21 protein-coding genes (1 of these 21 only partly in view) are annotated in these 17,960 nt (G+C 66.7%); 7 read left to right on the top strand and 14 right to left on the bottom strand.

The genetic code is table 11. The features are described from left to right. Nucleotides 1-11: 11 nt before the first annotated feature. Genes MU449_RS09970 through gatC form a run of 4 tightly spaced genes read right to left on the bottom strand, consistent with a single transcriptional unit; the run spans nt 12 to nt 3,133 of the window. Nucleotides 12-647 (bottom strand): N-acetylmuramoyl-L-alanine amidase, encoded by a 636-nt coding sequence (locus MU449_RS09970; RefSeq protein ID WP_244739030.1) that lies wholly within the window; start codon nt 645-647, stop codon nt 12-14. Then, nucleotides 644-1,348, bottom strand: coding sequence for a hypothetical protein (locus MU449_RS09965; RefSeq protein WP_244737910.1), 705 nt, complete (start codon nt 1,346-1,348; stop codon nt 644-646). Before MU449_RS09965 ends, MU449_RS09970 begins: the two co-directional genes overlap by 4 nt. Before the next feature lie 22 nt (nt 1,349-1,370). Then, a complete protein-coding gene (gatA, locus tag MU449_RS09960) occupies nt 1,371-2,849 on the bottom strand; it encodes an Asp-tRNA(Asn)/Glu-tRNA(Gln) amidotransferase subunit GatA (protein WP_244737909.1) in 1,479 nt (492 codons plus the stop codon). Beyond that, nucleotides 2,846-3,133: an Asp-tRNA(Asn)/Glu-tRNA(Gln) amidotransferase subunit GatC gene (gatC, locus tag MU449_RS09955; RefSeq protein WP_244737904.1), complete on the bottom strand. Its 288-nt coding sequence runs from the start codon at nt 3,131-3,133 to the stop codon at nt 2,846-2,848. Before gatC ends, gatA begins: the two co-directional genes overlap by 4 nt. Nucleotides 3,134-3,259: 126 nt before the next feature. Here gatC and MU449_RS09950 point away from each other — a divergent pair, with 126 nt between their 5' ends. Both MU449_RS09950 and MU449_RS09945 read left to right on the top strand, forming a co-directional pair. Continuing rightward, nucleotides 3,260-4,921: a DUF4153 domain-containing protein gene (locus MU449_RS09950; RefSeq protein WP_244737903.1), complete on the top strand. Its 1,662-nt coding sequence runs from the start codon at nt 3,260-3,262 to the stop codon at nt 4,919-4,921. 52 nt (nt 4,922-4,973) lie between these two features. Then, nucleotides 4,974-5,741, top strand: coding sequence for an EcsC family protein (locus MU449_RS09945; RefSeq protein ID WP_244737901.1), 768 nt, complete (start codon nt 4,974-4,976; stop codon nt 5,739-5,741). Here the strand turns inward: MU449_RS09945 and MU449_RS09940 are convergent. From MU449_RS09940 to pyrC, 3 genes are all read right to left on the bottom strand, one after another. Beyond that, the gene (locus tag MU449_RS09940; RefSeq protein WP_244737899.1) at nt 5,738-7,219 is read right to left on the bottom strand and encodes a replicative DNA helicase; all 1,482 of its coding nucleotides are present in this window, start codon (nt 7,217-7,219) and stop codon (nt 5,738-5,740) included. The genes MU449_RS09945 and MU449_RS09940 overlap by 4 nt on opposite strands. Before the next feature lie 81 nt (nt 7,220-7,300). After that, a complete protein-coding gene (locus tag MU449_RS09935) occupies nt 7,301-7,978 on the bottom strand; it encodes an orotate phosphoribosyltransferase (RefSeq protein ID WP_244737897.1) in 678 nt (225 codons plus the stop codon). Further along, entirely contained in the window at nt 7,975-9,009 is a 1,035-nt protein-coding gene (pyrC, locus tag MU449_RS09930) for a dihydroorotase (protein ID WP_244737895.1), read from the bottom strand. The genes MU449_RS09935 and pyrC overlap by 4 nt, the downstream gene beginning before the upstream one ends. Nucleotides 9,010-9,102: 93 nt before the next feature. On the opposite strand from pyrC, the gene MU449_RS09925 reads away from it, so the two are divergent. After that, complete coding sequence (locus tag MU449_RS09925; RefSeq protein WP_244737892.1) at nt 9,103-9,495, top strand: lysozyme inhibitor LprI family protein; 393 nt, start codon at nt 9,103-9,105, stop codon at nt 9,493-9,495. An 8-nt stretch (nt 9,496-9,503) separates the two neighbouring features. Here MU449_RS09925 and infC read toward each other — a convergent pair whose 3' ends face one another. Further along, nucleotides 9,504-9,965, bottom strand: coding sequence for a translation initiation factor IF-3 (gene infC, locus MU449_RS09920; protein WP_244739027.1), 462 nt, complete (start codon nt 9,963-9,965; stop codon nt 9,504-9,506). Nucleotides 9,966-10,206: 241 nt separating this feature from the next. On the opposite strand from infC, the gene MU449_RS09915 reads away from it, so the two are divergent. Then, nucleotides 10,207-10,794 carry a hypothetical protein gene (locus MU449_RS09915; protein WP_244737889.1) on the top strand — a complete coding sequence of 196 codons (588 nt, stop codon included), beginning with the start codon at nt 10,207-10,209 and terminating at the stop codon, nt 10,792-10,794. On the opposite strand, the gene MU449_RS09910 is transcribed toward MU449_RS09915, so the two are convergent. The 6 genes from MU449_RS09910 to cobA are packed head-to-tail and all read right to left on the bottom strand — an operon-like array spanning nt 10,791 to nt 15,541. Then, nucleotides 10,791-11,618, bottom strand: coding sequence for a ferredoxin--NADP reductase (locus MU449_RS09910; RefSeq protein WP_244737884.1), 828 nt, complete (start codon nt 11,616-11,618; stop codon nt 10,791-10,793). The two genes, MU449_RS09915 and MU449_RS09910, sit on opposite strands and share 4 nt — an antisense overlap. 48 nt (nt 11,619-11,666) lie before the next feature. Beyond that, the gene (locus tag MU449_RS09905) at nt 11,667-12,062 is read right to left on the bottom strand and encodes a DUF934 domain-containing protein (protein ID WP_244737881.1); all 396 of its coding nucleotides are present in this window, start codon (nt 12,060-12,062) and stop codon (nt 11,667-11,669) included. Continuing rightward, nucleotides 12,059-12,796, bottom strand: a complete 738-nt coding sequence (locus tag MU449_RS09900) for a phosphoadenylyl-sulfate reductase (protein ID WP_244737879.1) — start codon at nt 12,794-12,796, stop codon at nt 12,059-12,061. Before MU449_RS09900 ends, MU449_RS09905 begins: the two co-directional genes overlap by 4 nt. Further along, complete coding sequence (locus MU449_RS09895; RefSeq protein WP_244737876.1) at nt 12,786-14,453, bottom strand: nitrite/sulfite reductase; 1,668 nt, start codon at nt 14,451-14,453, stop codon at nt 12,786-12,788. The genes MU449_RS09900 and MU449_RS09895 overlap by 11 nt, the downstream gene beginning before the upstream one ends. 9 nt (nt 14,454-14,462) lie before the next feature. Beyond that, nucleotides 14,463-14,780: a DUF2849 domain-containing protein gene (locus tag MU449_RS09890; RefSeq protein ID WP_244737875.1), complete on the bottom strand. Its 318-nt coding sequence runs from the start codon at nt 14,778-14,780 to the stop codon at nt 14,463-14,465. Beyond that, on the bottom strand, nt 14,777-15,541 hold the full coding sequence (gene cobA / locus MU449_RS09885) for a uroporphyrinogen-III C-methyltransferase (RefSeq protein WP_244737872.1): 765 nt from the start codon (nt 15,539-15,541) through the stop codon (nt 14,777-14,779). The genes MU449_RS09890 and cobA overlap by 4 nt, the downstream gene beginning before the upstream one ends. A 139-nt stretch (nt 15,542-15,680) precedes the next feature. Between cobA and MU449_RS09880 the strand changes: the two genes are divergently transcribed. The 3 genes in view from MU449_RS09880 to MU449_RS09870 are tightly spaced (at most 31 nt apart) and all read left to right on the top strand, a layout consistent with a single transcriptional unit that may run on beyond the window. Then, a complete protein-coding gene (locus MU449_RS09880) occupies nt 15,681-16,169 on the top strand; it encodes an Lrp/AsnC family transcriptional regulator (RefSeq protein WP_244739025.1) in 489 nt (162 codons plus the stop codon). 31 nt (nt 16,170-16,200) lie between these two features. Further along, nucleotides 16,201-17,346, top strand: a complete 1,146-nt coding sequence (gene ctaA / locus MU449_RS09875) for a heme A synthase (RefSeq protein WP_244737870.1) — start codon at nt 16,201-16,203, stop codon at nt 17,344-17,346. 1 nt (nt 17,347) lies between these two features. After that, nucleotides 17,348-17,960, top strand: the 5' portion of a protein-coding gene (locus MU449_RS09870; protein WP_244737868.1) for a carboxypeptidase M32. 860 nt of this gene lie beyond the right edge of the window; the window shows 613 of its 1,473 coding nt (coding positions 1-613); the start codon lies at nt 17,348-17,350; its stop codon lies off the right edge, out of view.

Here is a 17,960-nt window from a genome sequence, read left to right as displayed (position 1 = left end):
CGAGGGTGGGGTTATGCGCCGCCGTCGCCCGCGTCAAGGCCCGCCGCAAGCGCGCCGTCGATCTTGTCCGCAGGACCCGCCGCGCCGGGCCGAAAGCGCAGGCGGAAGGCCGCCAGACGCTCCGGGTGGTCGGCATAGCCGATGCGGGTCAGATCGCTCTCCAGATCGCCCGCAGGGGCGGGGGCGGGCCAGACCGAGAGGCCCTCGCGCGCCAGGCGGCGCCAGTCGAAACGCGGGCCGGGGTCGATCTTGCGGCCGGGGGCAAGGTCGGAATGGGCGATCACGCCGTGCGGCGGGATGGACCACCGCGCCATGATACCGCGCAGCAGCGTCTCAAGCGCGCGCATCTGCGGGTCCGGAAATGGCGAACGTCCGTTGTTCTGCAACTCGATCCCGATCGAGCGCGAGTTCACGTCGTCCCGCCCGCGCCACGATCCCGCCCCCGCGTGCCAGGCGCGACGGGCTTCATCCACCAGGGGCAGGGTGGTCCCATCCTCGTCGATCAGCCAGTGGGCCGACACCTCGGCCAGTGGATCGCACAGCCGATCCCGCGCCGCCGCAAAGCTGGTCATGCCGGTATAGTGCAGGACGATCAGGTCAGGTGGCGCCGCGATGCGGCGGGGGCCGTGATTGGGCGAAAGGGTCAGCGTACGCCTGCGCGGAACGGGGCCGGATCCCACGAACAGGCATAGCCGTCGCCGTCAGGATCGAGGTTGTTGCGATCCCGCTGCGGGCCGCCCCCCTCAAGAAACGCGATCTGCGCCAGATCGGGCGAGCCGTATTTGGCGCATTGTTCCGCCGAATTGCTGAACCGGATGGACGAGCGACCGAACATCTGCTGCCCCCGCGGATGCGAGGTCTGCAAGGCATAGGCGACGATGTTGGGGGTATTGGAACTGCGCTGCGGCAGGGCGGTCGGCTGCACCTGCACATATTGCGAACGGTTCTGCGCGATCACCGCCGCATCCTCGGCGATGGAGCGTTCGGCCGACACCGCCTCGAAGCTGTTCTCGTTCGACATGCCGGTATTGCCGCGCACAGCGGTCATTTCGCCCGATTCCTCACGGATGCCCATGGGGGCGTTGCCGCGCGGGCGTTCGCCCGAAGGCATGACGGCCGGCGCGCCGCCCGATTCGGCGTTGTTGATCGCGTCAAGCGCGCCTTGGGTGGAAAATCCCTGCGACACGCCGCCCGTCTGATAGGCGGGCGGGATCGGGTTCTGCGCCTGATTGCGCATATAGGATTGATAGCTGCTGTCGGGCACCGCAGGCGCACACGCCGCAAGCGCCCCCGCGATCAAGGACACCGATACCACCAAACCGATCCGCTTCACCGACATCTTCACCATTCCGTCACGTTGATTTTCGCGCTTACCACCATTTGGCGGGCTTGGCTACAAACCCGGCCGCACGCTCCAACACGTAGGCGTGATTGAGAAGGGATCCTTCCTCCCACGGCCGTCCGATCAGTTGCAGACCAAGGGGCAGCCCATTGGCGTCCACGCCCACCGGAACCGAAACGCCGGGAAGGCCCGCAAGGTTCACCGTGACGGTGAACACGTCGTTCAGATACATCTCGACCGGGTCGGCGCTGCTGACCTCGCCGATGCCGAAGGCGGCGGATGGGGTGGCGGGGGTCAGGATCGCGTCCACGCCATCGGCGAAGACGGTTTCGAAATCGCGCTTGATCAGCGTCCGCACCTTGCGCGCGCGGTTGTAATAGGCGTCGTAGAAGCCCGCCGACAGCACATAGGTGCCGACCATGATCCGGCGCTGGACCTCTTTGCCGAAGCCCTCGGCGCGGGTCTTTTCATACATGTCGACGATGCCGTCGCCCGCCGCCAAAGCCGCGCGGTGGCCATACCGGACCCCGTCATAGCGCGCGAGGTTCGACGACGCTTCGGCCGGGGCGATGACGTAATAGGCGGGCAGCGCGTATTTCGTGTGGGGAAGGGAGATGTCGCGCACCTCGGCCCCCGCGTCGCGCAGCATGGCCGTGCCCTGTTGCCACAGGGCGTCGATCTCATCGCTCATCCCGTCCATGCGGTATTCGCGGGGGATGCCGATGACCTTGCCGCGGATGTCGCCGCTCAGCGCCGCCTCGAAATCCGGCACGGGCAGATCGGCGGAGGTCGAATCCTTCTCGTCATGCCCGGCCATCGCCTGAAGCATGATGGCCGAATCGCGCACCGTCTTCGTCATGGGCCCGGCCTGATCAAGGCTGGAGGCATAGGCGATCACCCCCCAACGCGACACGCGGCCATAGGTGGGCTTGATGCCGACGATGCCGGTGAAGGCGGCGGGCTGACGGATCGACCCGCCGGTGTCGGTGCCGGTGGCCCCCAGACACAGATCCGCCGCGACCGCCGCCGCCGACCCGCCCGACGATCCGCCCGGTGTGCGAGCCACGTCATCGACCTTCCACGGGTTGATCGCGGGGCCGTAGCAGGCGCTTTCGTTGGACGAGCCCATGGCGAATTCGTCCATGGACAGCTTGCCCAGCATCACGGCGCCCGCATCGAACAGCTTCGACGTGACGGTGGATTCGTAATCCGGCTTGAACCCCGCCAGGATGTTCGACGCGGCCTGGGACGGGACGCCCTTGGTGCAGAACAGATCCTTGATGCCCAACGGGATGCCGCACAGCGCGGGCGCATCGCCGGTTGCCAGACGGGCATCGGCGGCGCGGGCCTGTTCCAGCGCGATCTCGGGCGTCTTGTGCACGAAGGCGTTCAGCGCGCCCCCCGCCTCCATCGCGGCGATGCAGGTCTCGGTCAGTTCCACCGCGGTCATCTCCCGCGCCTTCAGCGCGGTGCGGGCGGCGTCGATCGTCAGGGTATTCGCGGTCATTCCACCACCTTCGGCACGGCAAAGAAGCCCTCGCGCGCGTCGGGGGCGTTGTTCAGGACGCGGTCGGCCATGTCGCCGTCCGTCACCACATCGGCGCGGCGTTTCAGGCGCATCGGCGTGACCGAGGTCATCGGCTCCACCCCGTCCACATCGACCTCGTTCAACTGCTCCATCAGGGCGAGGATGTTGCTGAGTTCGCCTGCCAGCGCGGGAAGGTCGGCCTCGTCCACGCGGATGCGGGCCAGATGCGCGACCTTGCGGGCGGTCTCGGTGTCGATCGACATGGAAAGCTCCGGGATTTCTATCGGGTTCGGGTGTAGCGCGCAGGGGGCGGGATCGCAAGCCTGCGGGGCTTTCGGGGGTGGGGCGGCGCGGCTATGGTGGCGGGGGATGACGCAATGGGGGATCCGATGGGAACGGCAATCGGGCGGCGGCTGGCGCTGGCATTCGCGGGCGCGCTTGCGGGCACGGGATTCTGGCTGCTGGAGGACTACTATGCCTCGGACCTGCTGACGGCGCGACAGGCGATGCTGATCGCCGCGACGATGACCGCGTTCTTCCATTCCTTTCTGGCGATGGTCGGCCCGCTGACGATGGCGCGGTCGGCTTTGGGGGCAGTGGCCGTGACCGCTCCGGCGGTGGCGCTGCTGAACCTCATGTCCCTGCGCCATGGCGATCAGGTGACGGCCTTTTCCGGCGTCGGGGCGTTCCTGATCCTGATCCTGCTGCCGCTGCCGTTCTGGGTCGCGGCGGCGCGGGGCCGGATGATGGATTACGCCGTCCTGTTTCAGGAGGCGTGGGCCATCGTCCTGCGCCTGATGTCGGGCTGGCTGTTCGTGGCGGTGGTGTGGGGGGTGATCGTCCTGTCGTCGGCCCTTTTGGGGATGGTGGGCATCGACGTGCTGGACCGGCTGATGGATACGGCGGTCGGGCCGTGGCTGATCTCGGGGGTGGCGCTTGGCCTTGGGATCGCCGTCATGGCCGAAGCGGGGGAACGCGTGTCGCTGGGCCCCGTCCTGATGTTGCTGCGCCTGCTGATTCCGGTGGTTCTTGTGGTTCTGGGCGTCTTTCTGGTGGCGCTGCCGGTGCAGGGGGTGTCCGAGACGTTCGGCACCCTGTCGGCGGCGATGACGCTGCTGGCCGTCTGCGCGATTGCCACGACGCTGATCACCACGGCGCTTGATTGCGCGGGCGATGCGCCGGTGCCGCGTCGGGGGATGCGGTGGGCGACCCAGGCGCTGGCCGTCCTGTTGCCGATCCCGGCGGGGCTGGCGGGCTGGTCGCTGTGGTTGCGAATCGCGGACTATGGCTGGACGCCGCAGCGGGTGCTGGGGGTGACGGTCACGGCGCTCGCCCTGTCCTATGGGGTGGCCTATGCCGGGGCGGTTCTGCGGGGGCCGGGATGGGCGGGGCGTATCCGGCGGGCGAATGTGGCGCTGGCGCTGGTCACGATCGGGCTGGCTGCCTTGTGGATGACGCCGGTCCTGAACGCCGAGCGTATTTCGGCGAACAGTCAGGCGGCCCGGGTGATCGCGGGGGCCGACCTGTCCGAACGGCAGTTCACCCGGTGGGGGCTGGCGGGAGAGAGGGCGCTGGCCGACTTGCGGGCGCGGGGCATGGGGCCGCCGGCGCGGGCCGACCTTGCGGCGGCGGATGCGCCGGTGACGGTGGCGGACCTGTCGGCCCTGATGCCCGTGCGCCCGCCGGGTGCCGCCGCCGCGCGCGACCGGATCCTTGGGGCGGTGGACGACGAACAGCGCCGCCTGTGGCATCGCGCCTGCCTTCGGGATCGCCGGACGGACGGGCGGGTGGGGTGCCTGATGATCGTGGCGAATTTCCTGCCCGATCTGGGGGGCGATCAGGCGGTGATCCTCAGCGGGTGGCAATCGACCATGGTTGAAGGGATGGTCCTGAAGGACGGCGTGGTGGAACGGCTGCCGGTGGAGGGAAGCGGCATCTATTCCACCGCCCCCGGTGCGCTTGCCGCCTATCTGGAGGGGGAGATGGCGCTGACCCCCCGCCGTCAGAATGAAATGCGGGCGGGGGACTTCGTCCTGCGATTGTCGCGGTAACTTGCACGCGGGCGGGGCGCGCTTACCTATGACAAAGATGAATGAGGATCCGATGACCCAGAGCGCCCCCGTCCTTCCCCCGTTGACGCCCGCGACCGAGGCGGAGATCGCGGCCCTGTCCCGCCGCGCGCGGCAGGCGGGCGGACCGCTGATGAAAGTCATTTCCTTCGCCGGGTCGCGGGCCGAGGGGCTGATGGCCCATATTCCCGACGCGATGCGCACGCGGATCGAGGATGCGACGGCCTTCGGCCTCCGTCGCTGCTATTCCGCGGCCAACATGGCCCGGTCCAGCACGCGGCTGCCCGCATCGGGCAAGCACGGGCACCGCATCGCCGCCGTCCTGTCGGGGGGCGCGGGCGGTCTTGGGGGGCTGCCGTCGGCGGTGGTGGAGCTGCCGGCCACGGTGTCGATCTTCTTTGCCGCCATTCAGAAGGTGGCGGTCGAATACGGGTTCGACCCGAATGACGAGGCGGTGCGGCTGGAATGCCTGCGCGTGTTCGGCTCGGGCACCCCGTTCGAGGAGGATGACGGCGTGAACACCGCCTTTCTGGCCTCGCGCCTTGCGATGACGGGGATCGGCGCGCAGGGGATGATCGCGACCATCGCCCCCCGTCTTGCGGCGGTGCTGAGCCAGAAGCTGGCCGCGCAGACGGTGCCGGTTCTGGGGGCGGTGACGGGGGCGACGGTGAACCTTGCCTTCATCACCTATTATCAGGAACTGGCCCATGTGCGGTTCGGCCTGCTGAAGCTGGCCAAAGCCCATCCCGAGGGGGAGGTGATGCAGGCCTTCCGCGCCGCCGGGGCGAAGGCGTTGCGTTAGAAGCCGTCGCTGCCCGATTGCCACGGTTTGACAAGATTGCCGAACCGGGTGAAGCGCCCTTCGAACGACAGTTCCACCGTGCCGATCGGCCCGTGGCGCTGTTTGCCGATGATGCATTCGGCCTTGCCGTGCACCTGTTCCATGACCTGCTGCCATTTCGCCATGGCCTCCAGATCATGGTCGCCCGGCTTTTCGCGTTCTTTGTAATATTCGTCGCGATAAACGAACATCACCACATCGGCGTCCTGCTCGATCGAACCGGATTCGCGCAGGTCCGAGAGCTGGGGCCGCTTGTCCTCGCGGCTTTCGACCTGACGTGACAGCTGCGACAGGGCGATGACGGGGATGTTCAATTCCTTGGCGATGGCCTTCAGGCCTTGGGTGATCTCCGACACCTCCTGCACCCGGCTTTCCTTGGAGGAGCCTTTGAGAAGCTGGAGGTAGTCCACCATCAGCACGTCCAGCCCGTGCGTCCGTTTCAGGCGGCGGCAGCGGGCGGCGACCTGGCTGATCGGCAGGGCGGGCGTGTCGTCGATGTAAAGCGGGCAGGCCTCCAGCGACTTGGCCGCTTCCACGAACCGGCGGAACTCGCCTTCGGTCATGTCGCCGCGGCGAATCTGTTCGGAGGGAACCTCGGACGCCTCGGACAGGATACGGGCGGCCAGCTGCTCGGCCGACATCTCAAGGCTGAAGAAGCCGACGACCCCACCTTCGACCGCGCCTTCATGCCCGTCATGGGTGATGCCGCGCTTGTAGGCCTTGGCGATGTTGAAGGCGATGTTGGTCGCCAGCGAGGTCTTGCCCATCGACGGACGCCCTGCAAGGATCAGAAGGTCGGACGGGTGCAGACCGCCCAGCTTCTTGTCCAGATCGACCAGACCCGTGGAAATGCCCGCCAGACCCCCGTCGCGCTGATAGGCGGCGTTGGCCACGTTCACCGCATCCGTCACGGCCTTGAGGAAGGACTGGAAGCCGCGTTCGGCCACGCCCTGTTCACCCAGCTTATACAGGCGCTGTTCCGCCTCGACGATCTGTTCCTTGGGTTCGGAGGCCACATCCACCTTGGCCGCCTTGGCCGAAATGTCGCGCCCAAGACCGATCAATTCGCGCCGCACCGCAAGGTCATAGATCATCTGCGCGTAATCGCGCGCGGCGAAGGCCGAGATCGCCGCCCCCGCCAGCCGCGCGAGATAGGAGGGGCCGCCCAATTCCTTCAGGCCCGCGTCATCCTCCAGAAACGCCTTCAGTGTCACGGGGGAGGCAAGGGCGTTCTTCTGGATCCGGGCCGCCGCCACTTCGAAGATGCGGGCATGGACGGGGTCGTAGAAATGTTCGGCCCGGCACAGCGAGGCGATGCGGTCGAACACGTCGTTATTCGTCAGAATGGCACCCAGAAGCTGCTGTTCCGCCTCGATATTGTGGGGCAGGACATCGGCATCGGGGGCCTGATTCGGGCGGAACTGGGTGATTTCGTTCATCGGACTTCGCTGGTTCGGGATTGGTCCGACCTTATCGCGAAGCCGAATGCGGCGCAAAGGGGGATGCGCCGCATGGGGGATTTACGCGCGGCGGGCGTCCTGCCAGGCGCGAGGGGCGTTGAGGAAGGATTCGACTTCGGTCAGCGTCGCCTCATCAAAGGCGGCGGAGGCGCGGGCTTCGGCCAGCACGTCCCACCAGGTGCACAGGTGGTGCAACTGCACCCCGTGATCGGCCAGCGTCTTTTCCGTATCGGGGAAGATGCCGTAATAGAAGATGACCGCCGTATGGGCGCAGGTCGCGCCCGTGTCGCGAATCGCATCGACGAAAGACAGCTTCGATCCGCCGTCGGTGGTCAGATCCTCCACCAGCAGAACGCGCTGGCCTTCGGTCATGGCGCCTTCGATGCGGGCGTTGCGGCCATACCCTTTCGGCTTCTTGCGCACATAGGTCATGGGCAGGGCCATCCGTTCGGCCACCATGGCGGCGAAGGGGATGCCCGCCGTCTCGCCGCCCGCGATGTTGTCGAACGCTTCGAACCCCGCGTCGCGCATGACGGTCACGGTCATGAAATCCATCAGCGTCGCGCGGATGCGGGGATAGGAGATGAGCTTGCGGCAATCGATATAGGTGGGCGACGGCAGGCCCGATGCCAGCGTGAACGGCGTGTCGGCGTTGAAATGGACGGCCTTGATCTCCAGCAACATGCGGGCGGTCAGGCGGGCGATTTCGTCGCGCGGGGGAAAGGCGGTGGGGATCATTTGACGGTCCAGTGCAGGGGGAAGCCGGGGTCGAACACGGTGACGGTGCCATCGCCCGTGTCGATCTTCGACGGGTAGGTGACGGCATCACCCTTCACCAGCGTGATGCGGTCGGTGTTGGTGGGCAGGCGATAAAAGGCAGGTCCGTTCAGCGAGGTGAAGGCCTCCAGCCGGTCCAGCGCGCCGTCTTCCTCGAACACATGTGCAAGGATCGACATCGTGTTGGTGGCGGTGAAGCAGCCCGCGCAGCCGCAGGCATGTTCCTTCAGCGCGTCGGTATGCGGGGCCGAATCGGTGCCGAGGAAGAACGTCGCCTCGCCGCTGGTCGCTGCTTCACGCAGGGCCAGACGATGTTCCTCGCGCTTGGCGACGGGCAGGCAGTAGTAATGCGGCTTGATCCCGCCCACGAGGATGTGGTTGCGGTTGATGACCAGATGATGCGTCGTGATCGTCGCCGCCAGATCGGTGCCCGCGCGGGCATAGGCCACGCCCTGGGCGGTCGTGATGTGTTCCATCACCACGCGCAGGCCGGGGGTGGCGCGGCGCAGCGGGTCGAGGACGGTGTCGATGAAGACCGCCTCGCGGTCGAAGATGTCGACCTCGGGCGTCGTGACCTCGCCATGGATGCACAGGGGGGTGCCCAGGTCGGCCATCGTCTCCAGCACGCCGCGCACACGGTCGAAGTCGCGCACGCCGCCGTGGGAATTGGTCGTGGCCCCGGCGGGATAGAGTTTGACGGCCTTGACCAGACCGCTCTCCACCGCCGCACGCAGATCGGCGGGATCGGTCTGTTCCGTCAGGTAAAGGGTCATCAGCGGTTCGAACGCCGCCCCTTCGGGCAGGGCGGCCATGATCCGGTCGCGATAGGCCGCCGCATCCGCCGCCGTCACCACGGGGGGAATCAGGTTGGGCATGATGATCGCGCGGGCGAAATGGCGGGCGGTTTCGGGCAGCACGGCGTTCAGCATCGCGCCGTCACGCAGATGCAGGTGCCAGTCATCGGGGCGAAGGATCGCGAGGCTGTGTGTCATGGCCCTCGCGCTAGCCGATTGTCGCCGTTTTTTCCAGCACGACTTGCAAGGTCGGGGGCCGCGCTTACCTTTTTCGCGTGAAAGGATATCCACATGTTCAGAATTTCAGCACTTGCCTTGGCGTTTTTGCCGTTGCCCGCTTTGGCGCAGGCCCCTGTCTGCAACACCGACGGCACGCAGGCCGAGATGAGCCAATGCGCGGGCGACGATTACGCGGCGGCGGATGCGGCGCTGAACACCGCCTATGACGGCGCGATGGAGCGTCTGCGCGCGGTGGATGCGGGGCTGGAGGAACCTTTGCGCGGCGGCGAGGATGCCTTGCGCGCGGCGCAGCGGGCGTGGATCACCTATCGCGACAAGGGATGTGCGGCGGAGGCGTGGATCAATGCGGGCGGATCGATCCAGCCGATGGTCGAGGCGCAGTGCCGCACGCGTCTGACCGAGGACCGGACGCGCGAACTGGATGAGATCGCGCGCCCGATGTGAGGTAGGGCTTACTTGGTCGGGCCGATCATCATGACCATCTGGCGGCCCTCCAGCTTCGGCATCGATTCGACCTTGCCCGCTTCCGCCGCGTTCACGTCGGCGGCAACGCGGTTCAGCAGATCGAGGCCGAGATCCTGGTGGGCCATTTCGCGACCACGGAAGCGCAGGGTGACCTTCACCTTGTCGCCTTCGCCAAGGAACTTCAGGACCGACCGCATCTTCACGTCGTAATCATGCGTGTCGGTGCCGGGGCGGAACTTGATTTCCTTGATCTCGATGACGTGCTGCTTCTTGCGGGCCTCGGCCTCGCGCTTCTGCGTCTCGTACTTGAACTTGCCGAAGTCCATGATCTTGCAGACCGGCGGTTCCGCATTGGGCGAGATTTCCACCAGGTCGAGGCCGGCATCGGCGGCCATCACCATGGCGCGCGCCGGCGTGACGACGCCGACGTTTTCGCCATCGGCACCGATCAGGCGGATTTCCGGCGCGCGGATGCGATCGTTGGTGCGCGGTCCGGTGTCACGTTGCGGCGGGGCGTTGTGGGGTCTGCGGGCTATGGTCAGCGTCCTTCAGCATTTGCAATTCATAGCGCAAAATAGGGCCGCAAGCGTTATCTTTCAACCATAAAGCCGCAGGGAACGGCCCAGTATCGTCATGCGTTGGGCTGAAAACATGGGGTCCGCCACGGACCTTGAGGGATCAGGAGTTCCAATGAAGACCATTTTTGCGCTGGTGATCATCGCGGCCCTTGCCGGACTGGGCTATTATCAGTTCGTGCATGTCCCCGCCGAACGCGAGGCCGCCGCCGCCGCCGCACAGGCCGAGGCCGCCGAGATGGCGCAGGCCGAGGCCGAGGAAGCTGCGGAAATGGCGCAGGAAGCCGCCGAGATGGCGCCCGAGGATGCCCCCACCGCCGCCGCCAACGCATCCGCCGCCGCCGATGCCGCCGCCGCCGCCGCGTCGGACGCAGCGGCCGAGGCGATGGCCGCGATGGAGAATGCCATCGGGTCCGAGGAAGCCCAGGCCGCAGCTGATTCGGCCGCCACCGCCGCCGATCGTGCGCAGGCGGCCGCCGCGGCGGCCAGCCAGGCCGCGACCGACGCCATCAGCCAGTTGTCGCCCGCCGACCTGTTCACGGTCGAAAACTACGACCCCGCGCTGGTGCGGGACTATATCGACGACCAAAGCATTCCCGGCGCCGCGAAGGAGACGCTGAAACGCGCGCTGGCCGCCGCCGAACAAACGCCCGAGACGCTGGCCGCCGCGCTCGCCTCGGCCCGCGAAGCTTTGGGGCTTTAAACCCCGTCGCCCACGAAGGCCTTTTCCACCACGTATTCGCGCGGTTCGGAATTGGCCCCTTCGTGCAGGCCGAAGCCTTCCAGCACCTTCATCACGTCCTGATTGAACGCCAGCGATCCGCAGACCATCGCGCGGTCGGTGGCGGGGTCCATCGGATCCAGACCCAGATCGGTGAAGACCTTGCCCGAGGCGAGGTTGTCGGTGATGCGGCCCATCAGCGGCGAATCTTCCCGTGTGGTGGTGGGATAGTAGCGCAGCTTGCCCGCCACGATCTCGCCGAACAGCTCATCCTGTTCCAGCCCTTCGACCAGTTCGCGGCCATAGGTCAGCTCTTCCGCCGTGCGGCAGGTGTGCATCATGATGACCTCGTCGAACTTCTCATAGGTTTCCGGGTCGCGCATCAGGCTGGCGAAGGGGGCAAAGCCCGTGCCGGTGGCCAGAAACCACACCCGTTTGCCCGGCAGAAGCGCGTCATGGACCAGCGTCCCCACGGGTTTCGGGCGCAGGATGATCTGGTCGCCTTCCTTGATGTTCTGCAGGCGGGAGGTCAGCGGGCCGTCCGGCACCTTGATGGAGTAGAATTCCAGCTCCTCGTCCCAGTTGGGGGAGGCGATGGAATAGGCGCGCATGATCGGTTTGCCGTTGTCGCCCGGAAGGCCGATCATCACGAACTCTCCCGACCGGAAACGCAGGGACTGGGGCCGCGTGGTGCGGAAGGAGAACAGCGAATCGGTCCAGTGCGTGACCGAGGTCACCGTCTGCGTGTCGGGGGAGGCCTTGGCGGCGGGGGCGGGTTGGGTCAGGGTCATGGCGCTCTCGGTCATCTCTGATCCTTTTCGTAGGGCATGAGGGGGAGGAGGGAAACCCCGGCGTCAGGCGCGCAGGCGGGATTGATAGTCGTGGGCGTGCCAATCCGCGCGGAACTGCCACTGATCCTCCGGCTGGCGCGCGGCGAGGTCGTCGGAAATCTCCACCTCGTCAAAGCCTGCGCGACGGGCCATGGCGTATTGGTCGGCGATGACGTGGCCCGCGGCCCGCAGGCGGCCCGCATAGCCCATGCGGCGCAGGCGGGCGGCAAGGGTGAAGCCGCGCCCGTCCGTCGAGGAGGGGAAGGCCACGCGGATCATTGGGATGGACCCAAGGTCCAGCCCCGTGGGGTCGTCCGTGTTCGCCAGATCGACGGCGCCCCCGGTCCATTCGGCAAGCGGGGTGACGGGGCCGGTGAAATCGTCGGGGGCAAAGCCCCGATCCGTGACGATGACGCTCATGCCGCGTCCTCCTTTCCGATGCGAACGGGTTTGCCGTTCACGAAATGAATGCCGCATTCGGTTTTCTGGCTGCCCCGCCAGCGACCCGCACGGGGATCCTCGCCCGGTTTCACGGGGCTGGTGCAGGGCGCGCATCCGATCGAAGGATAGCCCTTGGCGACCAGCGGATGGCGCGGCAGGCGGTTGTTGATTATGTAATCCTCGACATCCTCGCGTCCCCACATCGCCAGCGGGTTGATCTTCAGGCGCGTGTCCGTCTCGGGTTCGAAGAACGGCAATTCCGCGCGGGTGCCGGATTGGAACCGCTTCCGCCCCGTGATCCACGCGTCATAGGGGGCGAGGGCGCGTTCCAGCGGGATCGTCTTGCGCAGGGCGCAGCAGGCGTCGGTGTTGAACTGGTGCAATGTGCCGTCGGGGTCGTCGAACTCCACCGCCGCCGGATCGGCGCGGATGGTCTGGATGTTGGTCAGACCCAGCTTGTCCGCGACATCCTTCTGATAGGTCAGGGTTTCCATGAACAGCATCTGCGTGTCGATGAACAGCACCGGCAGGTCGGGATCCAGCACCGACACCATATGCAAAAGCACCACCGATTCCGCCCCGAAGGACGAGACCAGCGCCGTCTGCCCCACGTCGTGATCCCGCAAGGCCAATTCCATGACCGAGATCGCCGCGTGATTGCGGTAGCGGTGGTTCAGATGCTCCGCCCGCTGTGCGATCGGCTCATGCCGCATCCTGCGCCCCTTCCGCCGGATAGAGGGCGGCCTTGAACGGCGCGAGGCCCAGACGGCGATAGGCGGCGAGGAAGGTTTCCTCCGGCCCCTCGCGCTGGTCCAGATAGGCGAGCACCAGACGTTCGATGGCGGGTACGATCTCGTCATAGGCGAAGCCCGGCCCGGCGCGCTCGCCGATGACGGCGGTTTCGGTGCCGTCGCCGCCAAGGGTGATCTGATAGTTCTCCACCCCCGCGCGGTCGAGGCCCAGAATCCCGATATGGCCGACGTGATGGTGCCCGCAGGCGTTGATGCAGCCCGAGATCTTGATCTTCAACGGACCGATGTCATGCTCCAGCTTCAGGTCGTCGAAGCGGGTGGCGATGTCTTGCGCCACGGGAATCGACCGTGCGGTCGCCAGCGCGCAGTAATCCATGCCGGGGCAGGCGATGATGTCGGAGATGAGCCCGACATTGGCCGTGGCCAGCCCCGCGGCCTTCAGCGCGGCATAAACCTCGGGCAGGTCGGATTTGTGGACATGCGGCAGGATGACGTTCTGCTCATGGCTGATCCGCAGCTCGTCATGGCCGAAGCGCCGGGCCAGATCGGCCAGCACGTCCATCTGGTCCGACGTCGCATCGCCCGGCGTGTCGCCATGCGCCTTCAGGCTGACCGTCACGATGGCATACTGGTCGTTGCGGTGGCGGGTCAGGTTCGTGTCGGCCCATGCGCGATAGGCGGGGGCCACCTGCGCTGCCGTATGCGCGTCGACGGGTGCGTTGCGGAAGGCGGGCGGGGCGAAGGCCGCGCGGATGTCGTCCAGCAGGGCCTGATCGTGGCCGTGGAACTCGGGACGGATTTCGGCAAACCGTTCCTCCACCAAGCGGCGGATCTCGTCGCGGCCGGTTTCGTGCAGGGTGATCTTGATCCGCGCCTTGTATTTGTTGTCGCGGCGGCCCAGCATGTTGTAGACCGACAGGATCGCCTCGACATACGGCAGCAGGTCGGCCACGGGCAGGAATTCCCGCACGATCTGGCCGATCATCGGCGTGCGGCCAAGACCGCCGCCCACCAGCACCTCGAACCCCGGCTCGCCCCGGCCATTGCGGACCATGCGCAGGCCGATGTCATGCGCCTTGGTCACGGCGCGGTCGTTGGGGCTGCCGGTGATGGCGATCTTGAACTTGCGCGGCAGGAACTGGAACTCCGGGTGGTCGGTGGACCATTGGCGCAGCAACTCCGCATAGGGGCGGGGGTCCTCGATCTCATCCGCCGCGGCACCGGCGAAGTGGTCCGCCGTGACGTTGCGGACGCAGTTGCCTGAGGTCTGGATCGCGTGCATTTCGACATCGGCCAGGGCGGACAGGATCGCGGGCACGTCGGACAGGACGGGCCAGTTGAACTGGATGTTCTGGCGCGTGGTGAAATGGCCATAGCCCTTGTCCCACGTCCGTCCGATATGGGCCAGTTGCCGCATCTGGCGGCTGTTCAGCGTGCCATACGGGATCGCGACCCGCAGCATATAGGCGTGAAGCTGCAGATAGAGGCCGTTCATCAGCCGCAGCGGCTTGAACTCGTCCTCGGTCAGGCTGCCGTCGATGCGGCGGGCGACTTGCTGGCTGAACTGGGCGACGCGAGCGCGCACGAACGCTTCGTCGAAATCGTTGTAGCTGTACATGCGATGTCCTCAGCTGCGGGGGCCGGGCCGTTCGCCCACCTGTTTTCCCATGGCATAGTTCGACGGGCCGCGGGTGCGGAACACCTCGCGGAAATGGACGGGTTCGGGGCCGTGATCGCCCGCCCGGGCATCGGCCAGATAGGCGCCGACGATCACGTTGCGCTGGGCGCTGGCGTCCAGAAGGCGGATCTGGGCGTGGGCCTCATCCTCGATCAGCTCCGCCTCCGTGTGGTTGCGGGTCCATTGGTCGGCGGCGGTGAAATAGACGACATCGCCGACCAGCAGATCGTTGGCGGTCACGACTTTGGGGGAAAACTTCCGGCTCATCCGGTGGCCTCGTTCAGATCGGTCAGGGCGTGGACAGCCGCGCGGGGGGCGAGGCCGTAGAGAAGGATGGCGGGGCCGTTCAGGCAGCCCGCCTCGTCCGCAAGTGTGGCGAGCGTGGCGGACACCACGCGCTGATCGGCGCGGGAGGCGTTTTCGACCAGCGTCACGGGGGTGGTGGGGGCCGCGCCATGCATCATCAAGCGGCCTTGGATAAAGCGGCTGGCCTTCTTGCCCATGTAGATCGCCGCGACCTCGCCCGTCCGGGCCAGCGCCGCCCAATCCTGATCGGCGAACCCGTCCATGTCGTGCCCCGTCACGATGCGCAGGCCGCGGTTGCGCCCGCGCTGCGTCAGGCTTTGGCCGATGGCGGCGGCGGCCACCGTGGCCGAGGTGAGGCCCGGCAGGACACGGAACGGAATGCCGTGCGCCTCCAGCGCGGTCATTTCCTCATCCAGACGGCCGAAAATGCCGGGATCGCCACCCTTCAGCCGCACGACGCGCGCGCCCGTCAGCGCATGGCCCACAATCAGCGCGTTGATCGCGCTTTGCGGGGTGGAGGGGCCGAATCCCTCTTTGCTGACATCGACACGGGTGACGTGGGCGGGGATCAGGGCCAGAACCTCCGGCCCGACCAGGCGGTCATGGATCACCACATCCGCCCCTTCGATCGCGCGCAGGGCCCCCAGGGTCAGCATCTCGGCCGCGCCGGGGCCCGCGCCGACGAAGGCGACGGGAAGGATCGGGGGCTGGGACTGGGTCATGGCTGGCTCCGGGTCTGCGTTGCCTGTTCAAGATAGAACATCGTCCCATGATCGCGCCATACGCCCTTGCCAATAAGGACAGGTGTTCACATAAAGACGGCAGATGGAACATGGTTCCGCCAAGCAGGAGTTTGCACGAATGACGGCCCGTCTGGACGAGATCGACCGGAAGATCCTTGCCGAGTTGCAGCGGGATTCGTCCCAGTCGCTGGACGACATTGCGCGCAAGGTCGGCAGTTCAAAGACGCCGGTCTGGAATCGCATTCGCCGCATGCGCGAAACGGGGGTGATCCTGGGGCAGACCGCGCTGCTGGACGCGGAATCGCTTGGGCTGGAGGCGTGTTTCTTCGTGTTGATCCGCACGTCCGAACATGATGGGGAATGGCAGCGGAAGTTTCTGACGGTTCTGCGCGAACGCCCCGAGGTGCTGGAGGCCCACCGTCTGGCGGGGGAGGTCGATTACATCGTCAAGGTGCGGGTGGAGAACGCCCGCGCCTATGACCGCTTCTACCAGGCGCTGATTTCCCAGGTGAAGATCCACAACGTCACGGCCCTGTTGTCGATGGAGGAGATCAAGCACACGACTGTGCTCCCGGTCGGCCTTGAAGGGGCGGGGAAGGGGGCCTAGTCTCGCCCGCGCAACGAAAGGGCCCGTGATCATGGCGAAACGCAGCATATTCGAAGATGTGGGCGAGGGGGCGGCGCGCGATGTGCCCCGTTCGGGCGGCATCGACCGTGGAACGGGTGGCGCGCGGGGGGCGATCCGCATCTGGCTGGTGGTGTTGTTCGTTCTGGTGGCCGCGATGGTCGTGGTGGGCGGATTGACCCGCCTGTCGGATGCGGGCCTGTCGATCACGGAATGGAAGCCGGTCACGGGGGCGATCCCGCCCTTGTCCGCCGCGCATTGGATGGCGGAGTTCGATCTTTACCGCCAAAGCCCGCAATATCAGATCATGAACGAGGGCATGACCCTGGCCCAGTTCAAGACCATCTATTGGTGGGAATGGGCGCACCGGTTCCTCGGGCGCTTTGTCGGGCTGGTCTGGGCGCTGGGCTTTGTCGGCTTCTGGGTGGCGGGAAAGATCCCGGCGGGCTGGAAGGGGCGTCTGTTCCTGATCGGGGTGCTGGGTGGCCTTCAAGGGGTGATCGGGTGGTGGATGGTGTCCTCGGGGCTGGAAGACGGCATGGTGACCGTCCAGAGCTATCGTCTGGCGACGCATCTGGGGCTGGCCTTCATCATCCTTGGCTTCCTTGCGTGGTATGCGCTGCTACTGGGTCGGCCCGAGGGGGCGCTGCTGCAGGCGCGGCGGGTGCGGGAGGGCAAGCTGTTCTCCATGTCCACCGGCCTGATGCACTTCGCCTTCCTGCAGATTTTGCTGGGGGCGCTGGTGGCGGGTATCGACGCCGGGCGCGGCTTCCCGACATGGCCGTTGATGAACGGATCCTTCTTTCCCGCCGACGCCTTCTATGTGCCGGATGGCGCCGTTTGGCGGGCGTTCTTCGAGAATCCGGGACTGGTGCAGTTCGTGCATCGCATGGCGGCCTATCTGCTGTTCGCCTTCGGGGTGGTGGTCTGGCTGCGGGGGCGCAAATCGGCCCATGCCGCGACGCGCCGCGCGTTCCACATCGTGTTCGCCGTGCTGATCGGGCAGGTGGTGCTGGGCATCTTCACCGCGCTGACGGCGGCGCATCTGCATGTGGCGATCACCCACCAGCTGGGGGCGATCTTCCTGTGGGTCGCGATCATCCGCGCGCGCTATCTGTCGCAATATCCGCGTGTCGCCACGATCAGAGGAAGGGTGTGACATGACCGCATATGAGGATCTGATGGCGTTCCAGCGCCAGACCGAGGCATTGTCGCAGGTGTCGGGCCGTCTGGGCTGGGATCAGGAAACGATGATGCCGCGCGGCGCCGCCGAGCAGCGGGGCGAGGAGATGGCGGCGATGGAGGGCGTGCTGCACGCCCGCCGCACCGATCCGCGCATTGCCGAGTGGTTGGCACGGGCCGAAGCCTCCGATGACGAGGGGCAGGCGCAGTTGCGTCTGATCCGCCGCAACTATGAACGCAGCACCAAGGTGCCGGGACGTCTGGCGGAGGAACTGGCGCGCGTCACCTCTCTTGCACAGGGGATCTGGGCGGAAGCGCGGGCAAAGGACGACGTGGCGTCGTTCCTGCCGGTTCTGGGGCAGGTGGTGCGTTTGCGGCGCGAGGAGGCGGCGGCCCTTGCGGGGGGTGGCGATCTTTATGACGCGCTGATCGACGATTACGAACCGGAGGCGACCGCCGACACGATCGGCGCGGTGTTCGACCGGATGCGCCCGCGTCTTGTCGCGCTGCGCGAGGCGATTCTGGGGGCCGACCATCAGCCCGTCGCCCTTGCGGGCCAGTTCGGGACCGAGGCGCAGTTGCGGCTGGCGC

Source organism: Falsirhodobacter halotolerans, assembly GCF_022899245.1.
GTDB lineage: Bacteria > Pseudomonadota > Alphaproteobacteria > Rhodobacterales > Rhodobacteraceae > Falsirhodobacter > Falsirhodobacter halotolerans.
Note: the sequence above shows the minus strand (reverse complement) of the source record. Positions and strands in the feature narration are given on the sequence as shown.